The following is an 18445-nucleotide window of genomic DNA, read 5'->3' as shown; positions in this document are numbered from 1 at the left end:
GGTAAAAAACCTGATGAATTTATCTGTGACAGCTTCCCCGACTAAAACTGTACCTAAGTTAAGTTACGATGTGCTGATTGAAAATCAACAAGATGGCACAGTAAAAGCAATATTGTTAGGTTTACCAGACTGTCAAGGTTTAGGCAATACGGAAACGGAAGCAATAGAACAACTCAGTCAAAGTTTGCAAACTCGGTTAAAAACAGCCAAGATTGTGACTTTAGAAATTGAAGCACCCAAAGTAGAAAACCCTTGGTTGAAAATAGCTGGTAAATATAAAGATGATCCACAATTTGATGAGATGCTGGAATATATAGAAGAATATCGACGTGAATTGGATGCACATAATGAAGCGAGGTAAATTTAGAGGTGAATGATTTAAGGATACTAGATACAGATCACCTATCATTGATGCAAAGAGGTAATCCATTTATTATCCAACAATTAAATAAATTTAATCCTCAAAATATTGCCATCACTATCATTACAGCAAAAGAACAACTGGTGGGACGACTCAATATTATCAACAGGGCGGATTCATTAAATGATTTAGTCTTTGCTTATGCCAAATTAAAAGATACATTAGAAGACTTAAATACTCTCTATGTGCTGGCATTTAGTCATGATGCTGGCAATATTTATGCTGAATTAGTTAAGCATAAAATTCGCATTGGTACTCAAGATTTACGCATTGCGGCAATTACGCTGTCAGTAAATGGGATTTTAGTAACCCGCAACCGCAAGGATTTTCAAAAAGTTCCTAATTTGCGTTTAGAAGATTGGACTAGATCTTGATTTACAGGATGATTATGGCATTTGTTAGACGATGCCACTCCATAATAAATTTATTGAACTAGAGGTTGGAACTTAGTCCTATATAAATTGATGACTTGATTGTTATTACTAAAAGATGTGGGAATTTTGTCTAGAATTGCGTTAACCATTTATGAAGCTGTATTACAAGCCCATTGAGCATCTTCAGCCCACAGTAGCCTTAACTACGCCTGAGTATTAATTCCTTCTGTCCGAGACGCTACGCGATGGTGCAAAGCACCCGCCAGAGGCGATGTCTACGACGGGCTATGCCTACGCAAAACTACATAATTTCGGTAAAATTGGGTAAAGCAATTTTTGCGCTTGTTAAACAAAGGCATCAGCAAACCCATGCAACTGAAACTCAGTGCATCTAAACTTCCCTTCGCCCCTCTCCTCTTAATTGCCCCCTTTTTCCTATGGGGGACGGCAATGGTAGCCATGAAAGGAGTAATACCCCATACCACACCGCTATTCATGGCAGGAGTGCGTCTGATACCAGCAGGGATGTTAATTCTGATTGCAGCAGCATTCATGGGTAAACCCCAGCCGAAGGGTTGGGCTGCATGGCTGTGGATTGCCTTATTTGCCCTCGTAGATGGGACGCTGTTTCAAGGCTTTTTGGCAGAGGGATTAGTTAGAACCAGTGCGGGGTTAGGGTCTGTGATGATTGACTCGCAACCTTTGGCTGTTGCCTTACTATCGTTGTGGCTATTCCAAGAACACATTGGTTTTTGGGGATGGTTGGGGCTAGGCTTGGGTGTCACAGGCATTAGTTTAATCGGCTTACCTGATGAGTGGATTTTACATTTTCTCGACTCAGGCGCAAATATTACAATTGGCAACTGGCAAGATTTGTTTGCTAGTGGCGAGTGGTTGATGCTGTTAGCAGCGCTATCAATGGCAGTGGGAACAGTGTTAATTCGGTTTGTGTGCCGACATGCTGACCCAGTAACCGCTACGGGATGGCACATGATTTTGGGTGGATTGCCACTATGGGGAGTTTCATCAGTTATCGAATCCCAGCAGTGGGAGAATTTAGGAGCATCTGATTTAGTGGCTTTGGGTTATGCTACCGTATTTGGGAGTGCGATCGCCTACGGATTATTCTTCTACTTTGCCTCTAGTGGCAGTCTCACCAGTCTTAGTTCCCTCACCTTCCTCACACCCGTCTTTGCCCTACTATTTGGCAATCTCTTTCTCTCAGAAGTCCTCAGTCCGTTGCAGTGGGTCGGTGTTTTCCTAACTTTAATTAGCATCTATCTCATTAACCAACGTGATACTTTAGCAGCGCAAAACGACACAGTTACTGTCGGCGAGATAGCTAATATACAGCAACCAGTTTTAGAAACATCCGCTAAAAAATTAAACCCTATAACTTTAGCAGTCAGAGAATCTGAACGAGAAATTTTACCCTAACTAGTAATTCGTAATTCGTAATTCGTAATTCGTAATTCAGTAGGGAGATGAGGGAGAATAACTAATGCCCAATGCCCAATGCCCAATGCCCAATGCCCAATGCCCAATGCCCAATGCCCAATAAAAAAATGACAGTTAACATTTGGTAATTTGGTCATCTTGAAGCTATTGTGGTATCGAAGAAGAATACTTCAAAAACACCTTCAGGCTGAAACTTGCAATATGAGGCTATGCCGTTCCTCAATTTTGATATTTACCTGTTTTTCTTGCGTGGGTTTTTACCCAAATTGTGCAAGCACAGCAACACCTAACCTAGCACCTGAAATTTTAGAACTTGCACAAGCTAGTTCGACAGTTACTGCTAGTCCGACTGTTTTGAGATATGGTAGTCGAAAATCAGATGTGCAGAGATTACAAACCCAATTAAAGCAGTTGGGATACTACAGTGGCGTGGTAGATGGAGAGTACAACGCCAATACAGAAATCGCTGTAACTAAATTCCAGAAAGCACAGGGTTTAAAAGTAGATGGCCTTGCTGGTCTGGCGACTAGGGGGAGACTGCAAGCGGCAACGGCAGCCAAAAATCAGATTGTCACTTCTCCAATAGTTACTTCTCCAATTATTAACTCTGCTGCTGCAACTTTCAAACCAACTACAGCACCTAAACCAACCGAGAGGGGTTTTGTCTGGTGGTTAATATTTTCCATCGGAGTTCTAGGAAGTATTGGCGCACTTGTTTACCTGCTGAAGTGGTTTCGTCAGGGCAAACAAGTGCAATCCGAAATATCAGAGACTAAAAGTTTGAGTGAAGCTAACAAAAACCCCATGACATCACCCTCACCAGAGACTGTAACTAATCCACAAACAGCTACGCCACCACTCGCCACACAATTACTGCTACCAGAAAAAACTTCCCGGCTAGCTAAACTAAATATTGTTGACGAATTAATTCAAGACTTACGCAGTTCTGACCCAACGAAGCGGCGCAAGGCGATTTGGGATTTGGGCCAGCAGGGAGATTCGCGGGCAATTCAGCATCTGGTTGACCTGATGATTGATGCCGATTCTCAAGAAAGCAGTTTAATTTTGGCAGCTTTGGCAGAAATTGGCATCCGCACACTCAAACCAATGAACCGTGGCCTAGCAATTTCACTGCAAGATGAAAGTCCACAGGTGCGGCAAAATGCGATCCGTGACCTGACGCGCGTTTATGACATGATGGGTCAAATGAGTCAGATGTTGCACCATGCGTTAAATGACCCAGATGCCGAAGTGCAAGCAACAGCACGATATGCTTTAACTCAGATGAATCGAATGCGTGGTTTGCCGGAACAACAAAGTCTACCAGAAGATTCACATAACGATTCACGAGAATAAACCTAAAAATATTTCAATTGGATTTGGATATTAGTGTCCGGGCCTGCTACTAAAAATGCTGCTTCGCTAAACTTGGCCGCTCTTGTGCGAATTTCTGGGTTCCTGGAAAATCCAAAGCCTTCACTTGGTATACCTAAAACATTGCTATTGAGAGTGCCGTCGTTATTTTGATCGTGGAAGACAGCAACGGCGTAACTACCCGCTTTCAAGTTCTCAAAGGTAATGGGTAAGGGAGTGCCACTAATCTTGGTACACTGCTTTTGTAAGCCGCGATTGCGATCGCTAGGAAATCCTTCACTGCTAGCAAATATACTCACACAAACTTGTCCTTGTTTATTCTTCAACCCATCAATTTCTACGGTGAGCTTGCCGTTAAAATTTGCCTTGGCACTAAATGACCACGCCAGATTTCCCAGAACTGCCAATAGCAGCATACTAACTCTCAACCCTCTAACCATAAAATTTTCACAAGGTAAAATAAGTTTTGCTGAAATTAAGTTTTAACTTTGATTCAGATCAGGCAGATTCATGGTGGCATTATTCAGTTAATACTCGCAAGGATATTGGTATATTTAATTTTATACTTGTCTAAGTAAGTCGGCGTTAGGGACTTCCAAATAAAAAAATACTCAAAAATTAACGAAAAAGCTCTCTTTTCCTCATTCCTCTGTGTTCTCTGTGTCTCTGTGGTAGCCTGCGGCAAGCCGCTTTGCGTCTACGTTTATTTGGGTAATTTATTTCTTGGAAGTCCCTTAACGAAGAGACAAGGGGTTAACAATTCAAAATTCAAAATTAAAGACATTTCAGAAGGGGACTGTTACTCCGACTGTAGCAAGCTCCCGCATGGTAACTGATGCTACATGTAAAAATTTAAAAAAGTAGGGGGTTTTATACCTCCTACTTTTCCTCGCTTGGATAGAGAATTTTGCGGAATCAGTTCAATCTACTAATGGTGTGTTGCTAGCTCATATTAGGAATATGCCAGAGAGTAAACCAAAAAATATTTACCCTAAAATCTCCCAATTGAGCTTTGTTCTTCAGAAAATCCAGTTGCATCACCTTCTTTAAGAAATCCACTGTAGGCTTCCATACCGTGTTCCCCGATATCCAAACCTTCTAGTTCCTCTTCTTTGGATACTCTAATACCTAAAGTAGCTTTCAGGGCCAGCCAAAAAATACTACTGAGTAAGACAGTGAACCCACCTACTGAGACAACGCCCAGTAACTGAACACCGAATTGTCCAATGCCACCACCTGCAAATAAACCTTTTGCTGGGCCAAGTGCATCACCATACCAGGAATAAACACCAGGGCCAACAGCCCACAAACCTACTGCTAGAGTTCCCCAGATGCCGCAAACTAGGTGAACTGAGGTAGCTCCCACTGGGTCATCAATGCCAAGTTTGTCAAAGAATGTTACAGAGAAAACTACCAATACTCCAGCAATCAACCCAATGACTAAAGAAGCAGGAATACCTACGTAAGCACAAGACGCTGTAATCCCAACCAAGCCAGCCAAAATACCATTGATAATCATTGACAGGTCTGGTTTACCTAAGTACAACCAAGCTGTAATTGTAGCGGAAATTCCACCGGCAGCACCAGCCATGTTAGTGGTTACAGCAATGTGACTGATCGCACTAGGATCGGCAGCCATCACAGAACCGGGGTTGAAACCAAACCAGCCCAACCACAGGATCAGACAGCCCAAAGTGGCAATACTCATGTTGTGACCAGGCATAGCAACAACTTGCCTATCTTGATATCTACCAAGGCGGGGCCCAAGAAATGCTGCTCCCATCAAAGCTGCCCAGCCACCTACGGAGTGAACCACCGTAGAACCGGCAAAATCCCAAAAGCCTCTGTCTGCTAGCCAACCAGTTCCCCAAATCCAGTGTCCGGTAATGGGGTAGAGAATACCTACAAGTAAGAGGCTGAAAATTAGGAAATCAACAAACTTAATCCGTTCGGCTACTGCACCAGAAACGATTGTTGCTGCTGTTCCAGCAAACACTAGCTGGAATAAAAACTTGGCAGCTAAAGGTACACCAGCCCAACTAATAGCACCGAAGATACCTTTATAAGCGTCTCCTGTGGCGGGACTGTTATCTGCTCCTCCTAAGAAAAACCCATTCAATCCAAAGAAGTCGTTGCCATCACCGAACATTAAGCCAAAACCGATCGCCCAAAAGGCAATGCTGGATAAAGCAAATACAATCAAGTTTTTGGAAAGGACGTTGACAGCGTTTTTCTGGCGACAGAAGCCGGTTTCTAACATACAAAAACCAGCGTTCATGAAGAACACTAAAAAGGCAGCGATCGCAACCCACAGTGTATCAAGAGCAACTTTGAGTTCTGCTGTCGTTGGCCCTGCGGCTGGAGTTTGGGCAACTGCGGCATAACCCCAACCCAACACAATTAGGCAAGCTAAAGGTAAGCAGGCTTGCCAACTGGGAGAGAGTCGCTTAATTGCTAGATTAAATAGCTTGACTTTTGAGTTGATCTGTGGATTGACAGCGTAATTTCTTGCAGACAGACGCCTATTTTTTGTTTTCGATTTTTGTTTGTACATGAATTTGAACATCATCCTCAAAACTATCCTTAAAAAAGGGAAAAAACAGGTTAAGCAGAAAAAACTACCGTCCGAAGTTTAATCCAGTGGTTTTTGATATTTTTCCTTTAGACCACTTGTTTAAAAACCAGAAAACAAAATTACCTTAGTAGGAGTTTAGGAAACTCTTGGCACATCTGTAAATATTTTTTTTAGCTATTCTTAAGTAATTATGGTGTAGTTTCTGAAACAGTCAAGTGTTCTTTACTTAATCTTTAATTTTTCACAAAGAAGTTTTGTGCAGCAAATTGCCAGAAATTGTCAATATTATGTCTAGAAAAAAGGGTGCAACACAGTTACAGCCGATTTTTCCCACACTAAGATGGTTACAGCGAGGTCAATTGAGTTTTCTAGTAAGGCATTAACTACACCTCTTTGGCAGATCAAACCTGCTTCTAACATGGCAAAGCCAATTTCATGAAGAATACTAAAAAACTAGTGATTAGTACGCAGGTAGTATCAATGGAAATTTGCAGTTTAGTTGTAGTTTCAGATAAAGACTGAATAGTGGGAGCTTTACAGAAATTATGAGACTACTTCCTATTTTACCCTTGGTAAATTTATGCCTAGACGGATAAATTTGACTGATTGTCTATTTACTCAAACCAAAAAGCTGTATCACACAATACATTTTTTCGCTTTTGTTATGGCAAATAGCTGCTGATGCAACAAATCAAGCATCTATATCCTTTATAGGTAGGTATTTTTCGATTTCAGGATAAGACAAGTATGAATAATATTAAATTTTTATACAAAAAAATAATTTTTTGTTACTTTAAAAGCTACATTGAAGACCAGTAATTCTCCTTTAAACCGACCACTGGGTGTAATCCACAAGCTACCATTGGGTGAAATAACCGATAAATTGCCTACAGCCTCCACCATGCAATCTTGTTGATAAAAGTGACGGTTGTAGAGATAAACTCAACACGAAGGTTAAGATAATTCATAATTCATCCGTGCGAAAAGATTTGTATTAAAAGCAACGCAGATTTCCAAGCTTATCCTGAGATACTGGATTGATCGAGCTATTTACATAAGAGTTATGACTCAGGTAAACTCACAGGCGATCGCTATCTTAATTGATTGGGTGCGCTAGTTGAGCAAGGACTCTCCACCTTCTGGCTTGTCGTTAGACATCGCCTTGCTCATTAAGCACGAATCAGCGACGGAAACATCTATCTAAACTCCCATACAAGCTTACAGGCTAAATTAAATAGAACCGTAGGAGGAAACAAGGCTAACAAACCTAATTTCCTTAAAAAAAGAGGGTTTACAGTACCTGTAATATGGGAGACTTGGCAATATTCCCTATAAATCAGATTCAAGATGAGTAAGACAATTTCGGACATCGCAGTTAAGACTATCAACGGTGAGGATAAGCAATTAAAGGAGTATACCGGGAAGGTACTCTTAATTGTGAATGTGGCTTCCTACTGCGGTTATACTTCTCAATACGAAGGGTTAGAAAAATTGAACCAGAAGTATGGGGAAGCAGGGTTACGTATTTTGGGGTTCCCCTGTAACGATTTTGGAGCGCAGGAACCAGGAAGCAATGAAGAGATTGTGCAATTCTGCACGAGTAAATATAGCAAAATAGTCATTAGTCATTAGTCATTAGTCATTAGTCATTAAGTAAAAATTTCTGTCCTATTGACTATTAACTGTTAGCTCTGGAATGTTAAATTTATTTACGTCCAGTCCCTTAATTGAGAATATTGTCTCGATGAGTAGTTTAATTTATTTGTGTCTAATTTGTCATGAACGTTGCAATCATTGGTTGTGGTTATGTTGGTTATAAAGTTGCTGAATATTGGCAGAAAAAGGGGGATTTTGTTGTCAGTGTAACCACAACTTCTTCTGAGCGTGTCCCGGCACTAAAATCAGTATCCCAAAGAGTTGTAGTTACCCGTGGTAATGACTTAGATAGTCTAAAATCAGTTTTGCACGATCAAGATGTTGTAGTTTTGAGTGTTGGTGCAAAAGGCGCAGAAGTTTATGAAGAAACTTATCTACAAACTGCTCAAACCTTAGTTTCATCCTTGCAGCAGGTTCCGAGTGTAAAACAATTAATCTACACAGGTAGCTATGCAGTGTATGGTGACAGAAATGGTGTATGGGTAGATGAAGAAACACCGCTTGCACCTGCTAATTTAAATGCACAAATTCTCCGAAAAACAGAGGATGTGCTGCTATCAGCATCTAGCGAAAATCTCCGCGTTTGTATCTTTCGCTTAGGAGGAATTTATGGCCCTGGTAGAGAACTGTTGAAAATATTTAGTAGATATTCTGGTACAACCCGTCCTGGTGGCGAGGATATCACAAATTGGATTCACCTAGATGATATTGTTGGTGCGATAGAATTTGCCCGTCAGCGTCGTTTGCAAGGGATTTATAATCTGGTAGATGATGCACATCTCACCAGTCAAGATTTGCTAGATAGCCTATTTGAAAAACATAATTTACCCAAAGTTATATGGGATACTTCTATTAAGAGTACCCGCCCATATAATGCTTGGGTATCGAATGAAAAGCTTAAAGAGGCTGGATACCAGTTAATTCATCCACAGATGATTTTTTAGCAAGTATTAAAAACTAAGAATTATGCAACCATCTGCTGTAACTAACACAACCAATTTGACAGCATCTCCTAGCCAGTTTTACAGTTGGCAGAATTATCGTTGCGCCTATGAAGTTCATCAACCAACTAACACAACACCTGAAGGCATTCCCTTACTGTTAATTCATCCTATTGGCGTCGGATTATCGCGGCAATTTTGGCAGCGATTTTGTCGGGAATGGTATAATACAGGTCAGAGGAATTCAATTTACAACCCTGATTTACTAGGATGTGGCGAAAGTGATATGCCTTATATGGCTTACACTCCTAGTGATTGGGCAGAACAGTTGCAGTACTTTTTACAAACAGTAGTGCAAAAACCTGTCATTGTAGTAGTACAAGGTGCTTTATTACCAGTTGCGATCGCATTAGTTCAAAAGCAATCAAACTTAATTGCCAGACTTGTACTCTCTGGGCCTCCAACGTGGGCTTTGATGACAAATAAATCACCAGAATGGCGGCAAAAATTTGCTTGGAATCTGTTAGATTCGCCTTTTGGGAGTGCTTTTTATCGCTATGCACGCACCCGAAAGTTTTTACATTCTTTCTCGACTCGTCAACTTTTTGCTTCTGATAATGCTGTGGATGCAGAGTGGTTGAATACATTGCTTGCAGGTGCAGAAAATCCCGCTAGTCGTCATGCAGTGTTTTCTTTTCTCGCAGGGTTTTGGCGACAGGATTATACTAGTTCTATCGCCTCTATTGAGCAACCAACATTAGCGGTTATGGGGGAGAGTGCATCGAGTATTAGTCAAAAAGGTAAAAAAGAAACGCCAGACGAACGCTTGACTCATTATCTGGCCTATTTGCCTCAAGGTCGAGGTATAAAAATAAATGGGCGCAATGTTTTACCCTATGAATCAACTGCTGAATTTGTCGCAGCGATCGCTCCATTTATCAAGGAGAATTCAGAACCCAGGAGTCAGAATTCAGCATGAATTGGTGGAGTCCGACACAACGAATAGCGGTAGTTGAGCGCAGTTGAAACTCAGTGCATCGCTGGGTAATGAATATTGGTTTAAAACCTTGCCCCTTATAGGCACAACGAAATTCAAATATTCTTCCGGTTATTACTCCATCCCTTAAGAGCGAGACGGTGCGAGAACATGGGTAGAGCATTGTGACTTCTGACTTCTGACTCCTGAATTCTGTTTTATTAATGAAGTTTTTTAGCTGATTGATAGTTACATCATACCAGTCTTGCCATGATAGGTTATGACTGGAATTGATTACTAAAGGCAAGCAAAATTATGTTCCCCAATCGCCGAGGAGAAAGAGTTCCCAATGTCACTTTTCATACTCGCCAGGGCAACCAGTGGGTGGATGTGACAACCGATCAATTGTTTGCTAATAAGACAGTGGTTGTCTTCTCCTTACCAGGTGCTTATACACCGACTTGTTCATCAACTCATCTCCCTGGTTATAACGAATTGGCCGGGGTTTTCAAAGAAAATGGAGTTGATGACATTATCTGTATTTCTGTCAATGATGCCTTTGTAATGAACGAATGGGCAAAGGATCAAGAAGCAGAAAATATCACACTCATTCCCGATGGGAACGGTGAATTTACTGAAGGCATGGGGATGCTGGTAGATAAATCAGACTTGGGATTTGGGAAGCGATCGTGGCGTTACTCGATGCTGGTAAGAGATGGTGTAATTAACCAAATGTTTATTGAGCCAGACGAGCCAGGAGATCCTTTTAAGGTATCCGATGCTGAGACAATGCTCAGATATATCAACCCCCAAGCAGTGAAGCCCGAACTCGTTTCTCTGTTTGCCAAAATCGGTTGTCCCTTCTGTGCCCGTGCTAAGGGGATGCTCAAGGAGCATGGTATCAACTACGAAGAAATTACCTTGGGTAAGGATATCACTACACGCTCGTTACGAGCAGTTACAGGTGCGACAACAGTTCCCCAAGTGTTTATCGATGGTAAATTAATTGGTGGTTCTGAGGCATTAGAAGCCTACTTCGCTGCTAAATAGGTTTCAGTTGGCGCACACAGGCGTCACCTGTATCAACTTTAGGTGAAAGTCACGCTATTTTTGACCATAGCCTGATTTGTGAAAATTGAAAGCTACAAATCCCTGACTTCTCAAAGAAGTTGGGGATTTTGTTTCTATTCAGCAATTAACAAATCTAGGACTTATATCATGTCCGTTTGATTACTTATTAAACCCGAAGAACCCCACCCCTTAATCCCCTCCCCGCAAGCGGGGAGGGGAGACAAAGCGTAGCTTTGGCGGGGTGGGGTGCAATGACTGTGGGAATCATAACTAATTATGCGGACATGATATTACGCATTGACAAGAAATACCAAATATGGATTAAGGTTAAAAACCATATCTTTCGTAAGGGCTAAGCAATGCTTAGCCCCTACAGCATGGTCTATTTACGATCACAGGATAATTAAGAAAAGCCTGAAAACTTCCTCAAGATAGGTAATGCACATCACGACGCATTTGTACAGTGCGTAAGTCCTAAAATCTTCAGATGAATAGATGTAGTTTTGTCTAGCTATTCACTACTTATCCGATAAAATTGATTCGGATTGAATTCCACTTTATTTAAAAGACAATATGTTTGCTAGAATCCGCCAAATTTTGAGCCAATTTTTTAGTAACTCAAGGACAATCAACAACGAACCATTGAATAAAGTAAGTTTGATTGTCATTATTTTAATTGATATTTTTATTTTGATTAATGTTTTTACCGGACTCGATGATATTAGTAGATGGCATATCAGCCCAACCGACGCTTATCCATGTTATTCAGAGTGGCAAAATTACCGGACAAAAACCACTCAAGATAAAGACTATGAAATTGTTAAACTTTCATTGCCAGATAATCTGAATAATCAACTCAGTTTTCAGCGAAACTATCAACAAGCCGAAGCAGGACATCTGGGTAAGGTTTCTAAAACGTGCTTACAATATGCCGCCTACAAAGATAAACTTAACAATCCCCAAAAGCAGCAAATCATCAAAACTATTGATCAGAAACAAGCGAAAATCAGTACGCTTGAACAAGCAAATCGCACTATTAAAGCCCAATATGACTCAACCCTCTTAGAAAAAATTGCAGGTCAGGGTCGTGAACAATCAATTAATCAAGTCAGTGCTGAAAAAGCTAAACAGACATTAGAACAAAATAATCGCCAAATTTCTACCCTTAAACAAGAAAATTCTACTCTTAAAAATGAACTGCTTGCCAAACCAGAAAGCATTAGTTTTCTAGCCTTTCTTAAAGATGATAATCAATTCGGGGAAGTTGACAAAGGCTATGAGCAGGCATCATTTTGGTATCCAAGTATCCAGCTTGCTTTTCAGTCCCTCTTTCTTCTACCCCTAATTCTCATTGCCTTATCAGTTAACAAATTTGCCCAAAGAAGAGGATATGGACTCATCTCGCTAATTAGTTGGCATTTGCTAGTCATCTTTTTTATCCCACTAATCGTTAAAATATTTGAATTTCTTCAAATCGGGGCAATATTTAAATTTCTCTTTGATATTATTAGCGCCCTTTTTGGTGGTTTACTTTTCCTGATAAATTATGCTTATATCTTGCTAATTCCAATTATCGGTTTTGGAATTATCCAGTTTTTTCAAAAATTTGTCTTTAATGTTAAAGTCCAGGCAGCTAGCAGAGTCCAAAAATCACGCTGTGTAAATTGCGCCAAAAAAATTCGACACCTTGATACTTACTGTCCCCACTGTGGTTATTATCAAGATATTGAATGTCAAAACTGCCATAATCTTACTTATAAACATTTGCCCTATTGTAAACATTGTGGAGCTTCTCAAAATTCTAGTATTTTGTAATCTGTGAGTCGTAAAACTTTCGACATGCTTGGCTCAAAATAACATGATTAAATTTATTTAGTGTTCATGAGTCAAAGTAACTAAAGCTGTCTCCTGATAGATGACATTGAGAAACAACTTCTACGTTAATTGATGACAACGGACTTAATATGGAAAAAGTGAAAAAAGCCAATAAAGAGATTCAGTCGCCTCTTTCTTTTCTCAAAAACCTGTTGATTGCCCGTTGGCGATCGCTCTTACTCCTCTTGATAGGAGTTTACTTACCTTTGCAGGTTTTTGAAATTCTGACAGTGAAGATATGGGAGAATAAAGCTGGCTTCCCGTGGGATGTGCCTATTTTGTTAGCAGTTCATTCTACAGCAAACCCACAGCTTGATGTTTTAGCCGTGACGCTAGCGAGAATTGGAGAGCCTTGGACGGCGATACCGATTTTAGGTGCGATCGCACTCATATTATTACTTCAAAAACGCTGGCGATCGCTAGCTTATTTACTCACCGTCTCAGTGGGAAGTGTGATCATCAACCGCACAGCAAAGGAATTAATGCATCGAGTGCGTCCACAATTGTGGCAGTCCATTGCGCCTGAGTCTAGTTTTGCATTTCCCAGTGGTCATGCTATGGCGAGTATAACTGTAGTAGCAATTTTGCTATTTTTAACTTGGGATAGCTCCCGGCGCTGGTTAGTTCTCATCCTCGGCAGCTTATATATAATAGCTATTGGGTGGTGTCGTCTCTATCTGGGGGTACATTTTCCCAGTGACGTTCTCGCGGGTTGGATGGTTGCATTAGGTTGGACAATTGGCGTCAGTCTAATTATCAAACCCTATAGAACTAAAGCCAAATCGGTAGATGGCGAACCCCCTGATGATGAAACTACCTTACTTCCTGAAGAAAGAGAGTTGATAACTAAGGAGTAATATTATGTCCACTTAAAGACTTATTATTTAGGCTGACACACAGACATAGACAAAAATCAAACTATAATCTTTTCTGAGTCGTCTTTAGACGACTTTCGCTATTAGACTGGTGAATTCATTCTGAGGCGAGCTAGATGAGAATGAAATAGCCCTGGCTTTCTTGGTAGGTGCATTGATCGCTCATGCGTCTACAATCTCTTGCGATCCGTTCGGGATAAACCAATTCACTTCGCCCCTTTTCAAGATTTTAGTACCAGCTTGATTGAATTAAATCACCCCAGTATCTGGGTTTGTCTTCAATAGGACTTACGCAAAAAACCTCTCAAACTCTTTTCCTCCGTGTCGCGCCAGTTGCTTCAAGTCGGGGAACCCGCCCAACGCACTGGCTTCTCTGCGTACTCTGTGGTTCGATTTTCCGTTGCTTGTGCGTAAGTCCTGTTCAAAACTAAGTTAGTTCCATTGGGAACTTTAATCACAAAACCACATTGTCTTTCTTTCTCGGAAGTACTGGCGCAATCTTTTGTAAGCCAGTAAGTAGGTAGGCGTAATTAAATATAAGATCAAACCTCACCCTCAATCCCTCTCCTTATTAAGGAGAGGGAAGCCGGCTTGAGGGTGAGGTTTTATATTTAATTTGACGCGTTTACTTAGTTCACTTGACAATTAAGTTCTCAATGATACAAAAAATATATTGGCATCTTGATATACATGTAAAAAAAGAGGAAGTAAATCTGACTATTTTAGAATTTTCATTACTAATTTGGATTGGTTCATTTAGCGCTGGCTTGTTAGGGGCGCTAACTGGGTTAGGAGGTGGAGTAGTAATTGTTCCCTTATTAACCTCGGTATTTGGCGTTGATATTCGCTATGCCGTTGGTGCTTCACTGGTATCTGTAATCGCTACTTCTTTGGGTGCAGCATCTACCTATATTAAAAAAGGCTATACCAATTTGCGATTGGGAATGTTTTTAGAAGTAGCGACAACCATTGGTGCGATCGCAGGAGCAATGATCGCTACTTTAGTTTCTGTCAAAGCCCTAACTATCGTACTAGCGATCGTCCTCATTTATTCAGCATACCTTTCACAACGACCCAGAATAGAACATATTGAAGATGAAGTAGCAGATCCGATCGCAAATTATCTGAAACTAAATGGTACTTATCCAACTCCTGATGGAGTAATGTCTTACCAAGTTCATTCAGTACCAATGGGTTTTAGTGTGATGTTAATAGCTGGGGTGCTTTCTGGGTTGCTTGGTATTGGTTCCGGAGGATTTAAGGTGTTGGCGATGGATCAAGCCATGCGTTTACCCTTCAAAGTTTCTACCACCACTAGTAATTTTATGATCGGCGTCACAGCAGCAGCATCAGCTGGAGTTTACCTAGCACGCGGCTATATCGATCCAGGACTATCCATGCCGGTGATGTTGGGGGTATTACCTGGTGCTTTCTTGGGCGCACGAATTCTGACAGGCGCTAAAACGCAGATTTTGAGAATTATCTTCAGTCTTGTGCTAGTGGTAATGGCTTTGAAAATGGTCTACAACAGTTTAATAGGGGGGGTGTAAAATGTATAAATTTAATAGTAGCTTTCGCTGGACATTCCTGGCACAACCTGATACTGAAGTGGTTACACTAACCTTACCGCAGAAAGATATAGACTCTAATATTGAACAATTAGAACAGCCCAGTAGCACAGTAGCACAATTGCCTAATAGCTGTGACATTGATGTTACCAAGAATGCGACAAAAACATTAAGTGAGCAGCAATTAGAATATTTACTCAGTAACCTGATGAAATATGGCGTTTTGATAGCTAGTGCTGTCGTTTTCCTGGGGGGTATACTCTACTTAATTCATCACGGTGCTGAACCTGCTGGATATCACTTTTTTCAGAGTGAACCATCGGAATTTCGCTCACCAGCAGGTGTAGTAAAAGCAGTTTTATCAGGTAGCGATGCCTACGGCGGGCTACGCCTACGCGGCATTATTCAGCTCGGACTTTTACTACTAATTGCTACTCCAATTGTCCGCGTTTTTATCTCCCTATTCGCTTTCCTGCTACAGCGAGAATTTATTTATGTGATTGTTACCTTATTAGTATTGGCTAGCCTGATTTACAGTCTTGTAGGAGCGTATTATTAGTAATGATATTAAAATATAAGGGGTAAAATCAACCTTTTCCCCTTAACATAAAATTAATTTTTAGACCTATTACGAGCCTTGCAAAAGGTCATTTATTGAACTTATACTCTGTTTAATTTGTTCTAAAACAGAACTTCTTAAGAAGTCAAAGCTGACTGTTGAAAAATTGAGTAATCCCAAAGCATATAATAGGCTCGAAATCCCAATAAATAAAGCCAAAAATCTGCCAAAACAACCGGGATTAATTTCAATAAAACCTAATTTAGATTGCCCAATTACAGCAATCGTTACAAAAACAATTCCTGCTATTAAAAATGTGCTATTTGGAGTTAAATCTGTCATTTTCCTATTAAGATGCCTCAATAATTTTATTGTAGCTATTATTAATTCAAATTTTTGCCCCGGCTATATAGAAAAACATCAAAATTTTGCTATTCAACATCGATTTACCCCAGCATCAGGAGGTTTTGGCTATTGCAGTATCGGTGTTGGATCTGATCGTATGCTATGATTTACAAAGATATATTTTGATTTTGAAACCTATTGAGCGACAAATAGCGATGATTGTCTCAATTAGGTTGAAATCGTTCTATTTAGCTTAGATACCAAAGAACAAACTTAAATTTTGCAAGATGGGTAGGCGTAGCCCAACCTAGGCATCGCACTCATGTATCTCTGATATAAATCAGCACACAGTAGCATCTGAGTTAAACCTCTATTTTGCTGAAACTATGCACTGGTAAAACTTTCAGCATCAAAAAGCCAAAATATTATCACTCCTGTACTAGACTTTGGTTTAGTTTCTATATTAAACTACACTAAGCCGATAGAAATAGTGGATTTTTATGGAAAGCGTCCAAAACGTCAGTCAAGAGTTGAATGTAGCAGGAGACACAACTCTGGAGGGCTTAGAACAGTTTACTCCAAAAGAGTTCAAAAAAGACATTTTCAAAAAACTCAGAGGTGGATTCTTTCTAGTACTGGGATATTTATTGTCACCACTATGTTGGTGGAATGACTTACTATTTAATTTGCCAATAGCTTATGGTTTTGGGTATGCATGTAGTTTACTTTCTCCAAAATTACTTCTACCTTGTTCAATTATAGGATACTGGCTCTCTAATATTGTGGGAATTCTCTTGATGCAATTCGGTTCTAAAGACATTTTTCAAAAAGAACCTCAAGAGCATAACCTTAAAAAAGAATTAATCACCGGTCTAATTTCTTCAACAGCTTATACCCTGTTGATTATACTATTGATCCAGTTGAAGATTCTTGATTCTCCTATTTTATTCGCCAACAGTTAATTTAGTTGATCACGTTTTTACAAATGAATCGATTGTAGGGATGTACATCTGTGCATCCCTATCTATAAGCAGATATTTTCTTAAAAAGAATCTCAATTTTTATCAAATTTTAAAATTTCACTTAAATTAAACAATTTTGGAGCCTCCTTACTGACAATTAATGGCAGCTTCCCATTCCATTTTTCTATTGCTTGCCTTTGCAGAATTTCGGGAGTTAAACCATCACGTAATAATCTGTGCGCTTCAGCCTCTCCTTTTGCTAAATTAACTTTTGCCTCAGCCTCTTTTGTTGCTTTCAGTGCGATAAACTCTGCTTGTTTTGCTTCCTGTTCAGCAATCTGCTTCGCCTCCACCGCCTCACCAAATCTTTCTGAAAAATGGACATGAACTAGAGAAATATCATCAACTGCAACGTGATAGCTACCCAGTCGTGTAGACAATGCATCATCTACTGCACCTTTGACTTCCCCCCGTTTAGTAATAATTTCTTCAGCAGTATATTTTGCCATTACTGCTTTTAGCACTTCTTCAACCGCCGGGTTAATAATCCGAATAACTACATCTTGTTCATCTCCAATTTCTTGAAAAATGGCATTTGCTTGCTGGGGAATAATATGCCAATTTAGAGCAACATCAGTGAATACATTTTGTAAATCTTTAGAAGAAGCCTCAGCCGAAATTTCCTGCTTTTGGACTCTAATACTCAGCTTTTTCACAGTATTAACTACAGGAATAATTAAGTGCAGTCCTTCTCCTAATATCTGGTTTTGCACTTCGCCAAATTTCATCAATACACCACGTTCACCTGCATTTACAATTACACAAGGCGTGAGGAAGAGAGTTATTAGGAACAAAAGAGCAGTCAGTTTACCGGCACTGTTAAAAGTTGTATTTTTTTTCATCTGTGTAAAACATGTATGCGTCTTGCATAGAGACACATATTTAGGAGTTGTAAGCTTCTTCTCGTCATGCTCTTATAACTTTGGCTCTAAGTCAATTTTCATATCACTGAGCAGTTAATGTGTTGAATATATCAGGCATATAGTTCAGCCCCGAATGTGTAATTTCCTACCCCAACTTTGAGCTAGTGAAGGTTAGGGTAGCTTTATGTTTACCTAAATTACTGTAATAGTATCGAAAAAGCGTAGTATTTGAAAAGGTAAGTTTGCCCTTAATTGAGTAAAGCAGCAGGGCAAATCACACTTTTCCCAACCCATGTACATTTAGCTCGTCTTTTTGTTTACCAAACTCATCAGCTGCTTATCCAAGTCGATGAGGTAATCTCTACCGTAAGCCCCATTCTCTAAGCCTGTAACAAGATGATTCGGAATGTCTTGTCTAATTTCCTCGCTACAAGAACCAGCAGCCACTGCGTAGGCGTAGCCCGCCGTAGGCATCGCTAACTCTAGCAGCAT

Annotated in this window: 19 protein-coding genes and 1 pseudogene; 14 read left to right on the top strand and 6 right to left on the bottom strand. The window is 40.2% G+C overall.

The window, feature by feature from the left end:
- The first annotated feature begins 13 nt into the window (after positions 1-13).
- The 3 genes from LC586_RS05885 (at position 14) to LC586_RS05875 (ending at position 2232) form a co-directional block, all read left to right on the top strand.
- A complete protein-coding gene (locus LC586_RS05885) occupies positions 14-361 on the top strand; it encodes a hypothetical protein (protein ID WP_229483632.1) in 348 nt (115 codons plus the stop codon).
- A gap of 8 nt (positions 362-369) precedes the next feature.
- Entirely contained in the window at positions 370-795 is a 426-nt protein-coding gene (locus LC586_RS05880) for a type II toxin-antitoxin system VapC family toxin (protein WP_229483630.1), read from the top strand.
- Between the two features lie 369 nt (positions 796-1164).
- Positions 1165-2232: a DMT family transporter gene (locus tag LC586_RS05875; protein ID WP_229483629.1), complete on the top strand. Its 1068-nt coding sequence runs from the start codon at positions 1165-1167 to the stop codon at positions 2230-2232.
- Here the strand turns inward: LC586_RS05875 and LC586_RS05870 are convergent.
- Entirely contained in the window at positions 2229-2390 is a 162-nt protein-coding gene (locus tag LC586_RS05870) for a hypothetical protein (protein ID WP_229483627.1), read from the bottom strand. The genes LC586_RS05875 and LC586_RS05870 overlap by 4 nt on opposite strands.
- Before the next feature lie 64 nt (positions 2391-2454).
- On the opposite strand from LC586_RS05870, the gene LC586_RS05865 reads away from it, so the two are divergent.
- Positions 2455-3609 carry a peptidoglycan-binding protein gene (locus LC586_RS05865; RefSeq protein ID WP_229483625.1) on the top strand — a complete coding sequence of 385 codons (1155 nt, stop codon included), beginning with the start codon at positions 2455-2457 and terminating at the stop codon, positions 3607-3609.
- Positions 3610-3611: 2 nt separating this feature from the next.
- Here LC586_RS05865 and LC586_RS05860 read toward each other — a convergent pair whose 3' ends face one another.
- The 3 genes and pseudogenes from LC586_RS05860 to LC586_RS05850 form a co-directional block, all read right to left on the bottom strand.
- A complete protein-coding gene (locus LC586_RS05860; RefSeq protein WP_229483623.1) occupies positions 3612-4067 on the bottom strand; it encodes a DUF2141 domain-containing protein in 456 nt (151 codons plus the stop codon).
- Positions 4068-4618: 551 nt separating this feature from the next.
- A complete protein-coding gene (locus LC586_RS05855) occupies positions 4619-6181 on the bottom strand; it encodes an ammonium transporter (protein ID WP_229483621.1) in 1563 nt (520 codons plus the stop codon).
- A 351-nt stretch (positions 6182-6532) separates the two neighbouring features.
- Positions 6533-6732 (bottom strand): annotated as a pseudogene (locus tag LC586_RS05850) (ammonium transporter); the annotation flags it as partial.
- Positions 6733-7549: 817 nt separating this feature from the next.
- Here LC586_RS05850 and LC586_RS05845 point away from each other — a divergent pair.
- From LC586_RS05845 to LC586_RS05800, 10 genes are all read left to right on the top strand, one after another.
- Positions 7550-7834, top strand: coding sequence for a glutathione peroxidase (locus LC586_RS05845; protein ID WP_306423233.1), 285 nt, complete (start codon positions 7550-7552; stop codon positions 7832-7834).
- Between the two features lie 146 nt (positions 7835-7980).
- A complete protein-coding gene (locus tag LC586_RS05840) occupies positions 7981-8802 on the top strand; it encodes an SDR family oxidoreductase (protein ID WP_229483619.1) in 822 nt (273 codons plus the stop codon).
- 22 nt (positions 8803-8824) lie between these two features.
- On the top strand, positions 8825-9778 hold the full coding sequence (locus LC586_RS05835; protein WP_229483618.1) for an alpha/beta fold hydrolase: 954 nt from the start codon (positions 8825-8827) through the stop codon (positions 9776-9778).
- 312 nt (positions 9779-10090) lie between these two features.
- Positions 10091-10825: a glutathione peroxidase gene (locus LC586_RS05830; RefSeq protein WP_229483616.1), complete on the top strand. Its 735-nt coding sequence runs from the start codon at positions 10091-10093 to the stop codon at positions 10823-10825.
- Positions 10826-11419: 594 nt separating this feature from the next.
- The gene (locus LC586_RS05825) at positions 11420-12661 is read left to right on the top strand and encodes a hypothetical protein (protein WP_229483614.1); all 1242 of its coding nucleotides are present in this window, start codon (positions 11420-11422) and stop codon (positions 12659-12661) included.
- Between the two features lie 149 nt (positions 12662-12810).
- Positions 12811-13578, top strand: coding sequence for a phosphatase PAP2 family protein (locus tag LC586_RS05820; protein WP_229483613.1), 768 nt, complete (start codon positions 12811-12813; stop codon positions 13576-13578).
- A 731-nt stretch (positions 13579-14309) separates the two neighbouring features.
- Positions 14310-15146, top strand: a complete 837-nt coding sequence (locus tag LC586_RS05815) for a sulfite exporter TauE/SafE family protein (RefSeq protein WP_229483735.1) — start codon at positions 14310-14312, stop codon at positions 15144-15146.
- 1 nt (position 15147) lies between these two features.
- Positions 15148-15723 carry a DUF1634 domain-containing protein gene (locus LC586_RS05810; RefSeq protein WP_229483612.1) on the top strand — a complete coding sequence of 192 codons (576 nt, stop codon included), beginning with the start codon at positions 15148-15150 and terminating at the stop codon, positions 15721-15723.
- Between the two features lie 166 nt (positions 15724-15889).
- The gene (locus LC586_RS05805) at positions 15890-16234 is read left to right on the top strand and encodes a hypothetical protein (RefSeq protein ID WP_229483611.1); all 345 of its coding nucleotides are present in this window, start codon (positions 15890-15892) and stop codon (positions 16232-16234) included.
- A gap of 334 nt (positions 16235-16568) precedes the next feature.
- On the top strand, positions 16569-17030 hold the full coding sequence (locus tag LC586_RS05800) for a DUF7980 family protein (protein WP_229483610.1): 462 nt from the start codon (positions 16569-16571) through the stop codon (positions 17028-17030).
- Positions 17031-17122: 92 nt separating this feature from the next.
- On the opposite strand, the gene LC586_RS05795 is transcribed toward LC586_RS05800, so the two are convergent.
- Both LC586_RS05795 and LC586_RS05790 read right to left on the bottom strand, forming a co-directional pair.
- A complete protein-coding gene (locus LC586_RS05795) occupies positions 17123-17932 on the bottom strand; it encodes a prohibitin family protein (protein ID WP_229483609.1) in 810 nt (269 codons plus the stop codon).
- A gap of 321 nt (positions 17933-18253) precedes the next feature.
- Positions 18254-18445: a hypothetical protein gene (locus LC586_RS05790; RefSeq protein ID WP_229483608.1), complete on the bottom strand. Its 192-nt coding sequence runs from the start codon at positions 18443-18445 to the stop codon at positions 18254-18256.

The sequence above is a fragment of the Nostoc favosum CHAB5714 genome (assembly GCF_020829495.1).
Classification (GTDB): domain Bacteria; phylum Cyanobacteriota; class Cyanobacteriia; order Cyanobacteriales; family Nostocaceae; genus Nostoc; species Nostoc favosum.
The sequence above is the reverse complement of the archived record's forward strand: the minus strand, read 5'-3'. Positions and strand labels throughout refer to the sequence as shown.

Coding starts and splice junctions, on each gene's coding strand:
- LC586_RS05885 (WP_229483632.1), top strand. CDS start 14: ATGAATTTATCTGTGACAGCTTCCCCGACTAAAACTGTACCTAAGTTA.
- LC586_RS05875 (WP_229483629.1), top strand. CDS start 1,165: ATGCAACTGAAACTCAGTGCATCTAAACTTCCCTTCGCCCCTCTCCTC.
- LC586_RS05870 (WP_229483627.1), bottom strand. CDS start 2,390: ATGACCAAATTACCAAATGTTAACTGTCATTTTTTTATTGGGCATTGG.
- LC586_RS05865 (WP_229483625.1), top strand. CDS start 2,455: ATGAGGCTATGCCGTTCCTCAATTTTGATATTTACCTGTTTTTCTTGC.
- LC586_RS05860 (WP_229483623.1), bottom strand. CDS start 4,067: ATGGTTAGAGGGTTGAGAGTTAGTATGCTGCTATTGGCAGTTCTGGGA.
- LC586_RS05855 (WP_229483621.1), bottom strand. CDS start 6,181: ATGTACAAACAAAAATCGAAAACAAAAAATAGGCGTCTGTCTGCAAGA.
- LC586_RS05845 (WP_306423233.1), top strand. CDS start 7,550: ATGAGTAAGACAATTTCGGACATCGCAGTTAAGACTATCAACGGTGAG.
- LC586_RS05840 (WP_229483619.1), top strand. CDS start 7,981: ATGAACGTTGCAATCATTGGTTGTGGTTATGTTGGTTATAAAGTTGCT.
- LC586_RS05835 (WP_229483618.1), top strand. CDS start 8,825: ATGCAACCATCTGCTGTAACTAACACAACCAATTTGACAGCATCTCCT.
- LC586_RS05830 (WP_229483616.1), top strand. CDS start 10,091: ATGTTCCCCAATCGCCGAGGAGAAAGAGTTCCCAATGTCACTTTTCAT.
- LC586_RS05825 (WP_229483614.1), top strand. CDS start 11,420: ATGTTTGCTAGAATCCGCCAAATTTTGAGCCAATTTTTTAGTAACTCA.
- LC586_RS05820 (WP_229483613.1), top strand. CDS start 12,811: ATGGAAAAAGTGAAAAAAGCCAATAAAGAGATTCAGTCGCCTCTTTCT.
- LC586_RS05810 (WP_229483612.1), top strand. CDS start 15,148: ATGTATAAATTTAATAGTAGCTTTCGCTGGACATTCCTGGCACAACCT.
- LC586_RS05800 (WP_229483610.1), top strand. CDS start 16,569: ATGGAAAGCGTCCAAAACGTCAGTCAAGAGTTGAATGTAGCAGGAGAC.
- LC586_RS05795 (WP_229483609.1), bottom strand. CDS start 17,932: ATGAAAAAAAATACAACTTTTAACAGTGCCGGTAAACTGACTGCTCTT.
- LC586_RS05790 (WP_229483608.1), bottom strand. CDS start 18,445: ATGCTGCTAGAGTTAGCGATGCCTACGGCGGGCTACGCCTACGCAGTG.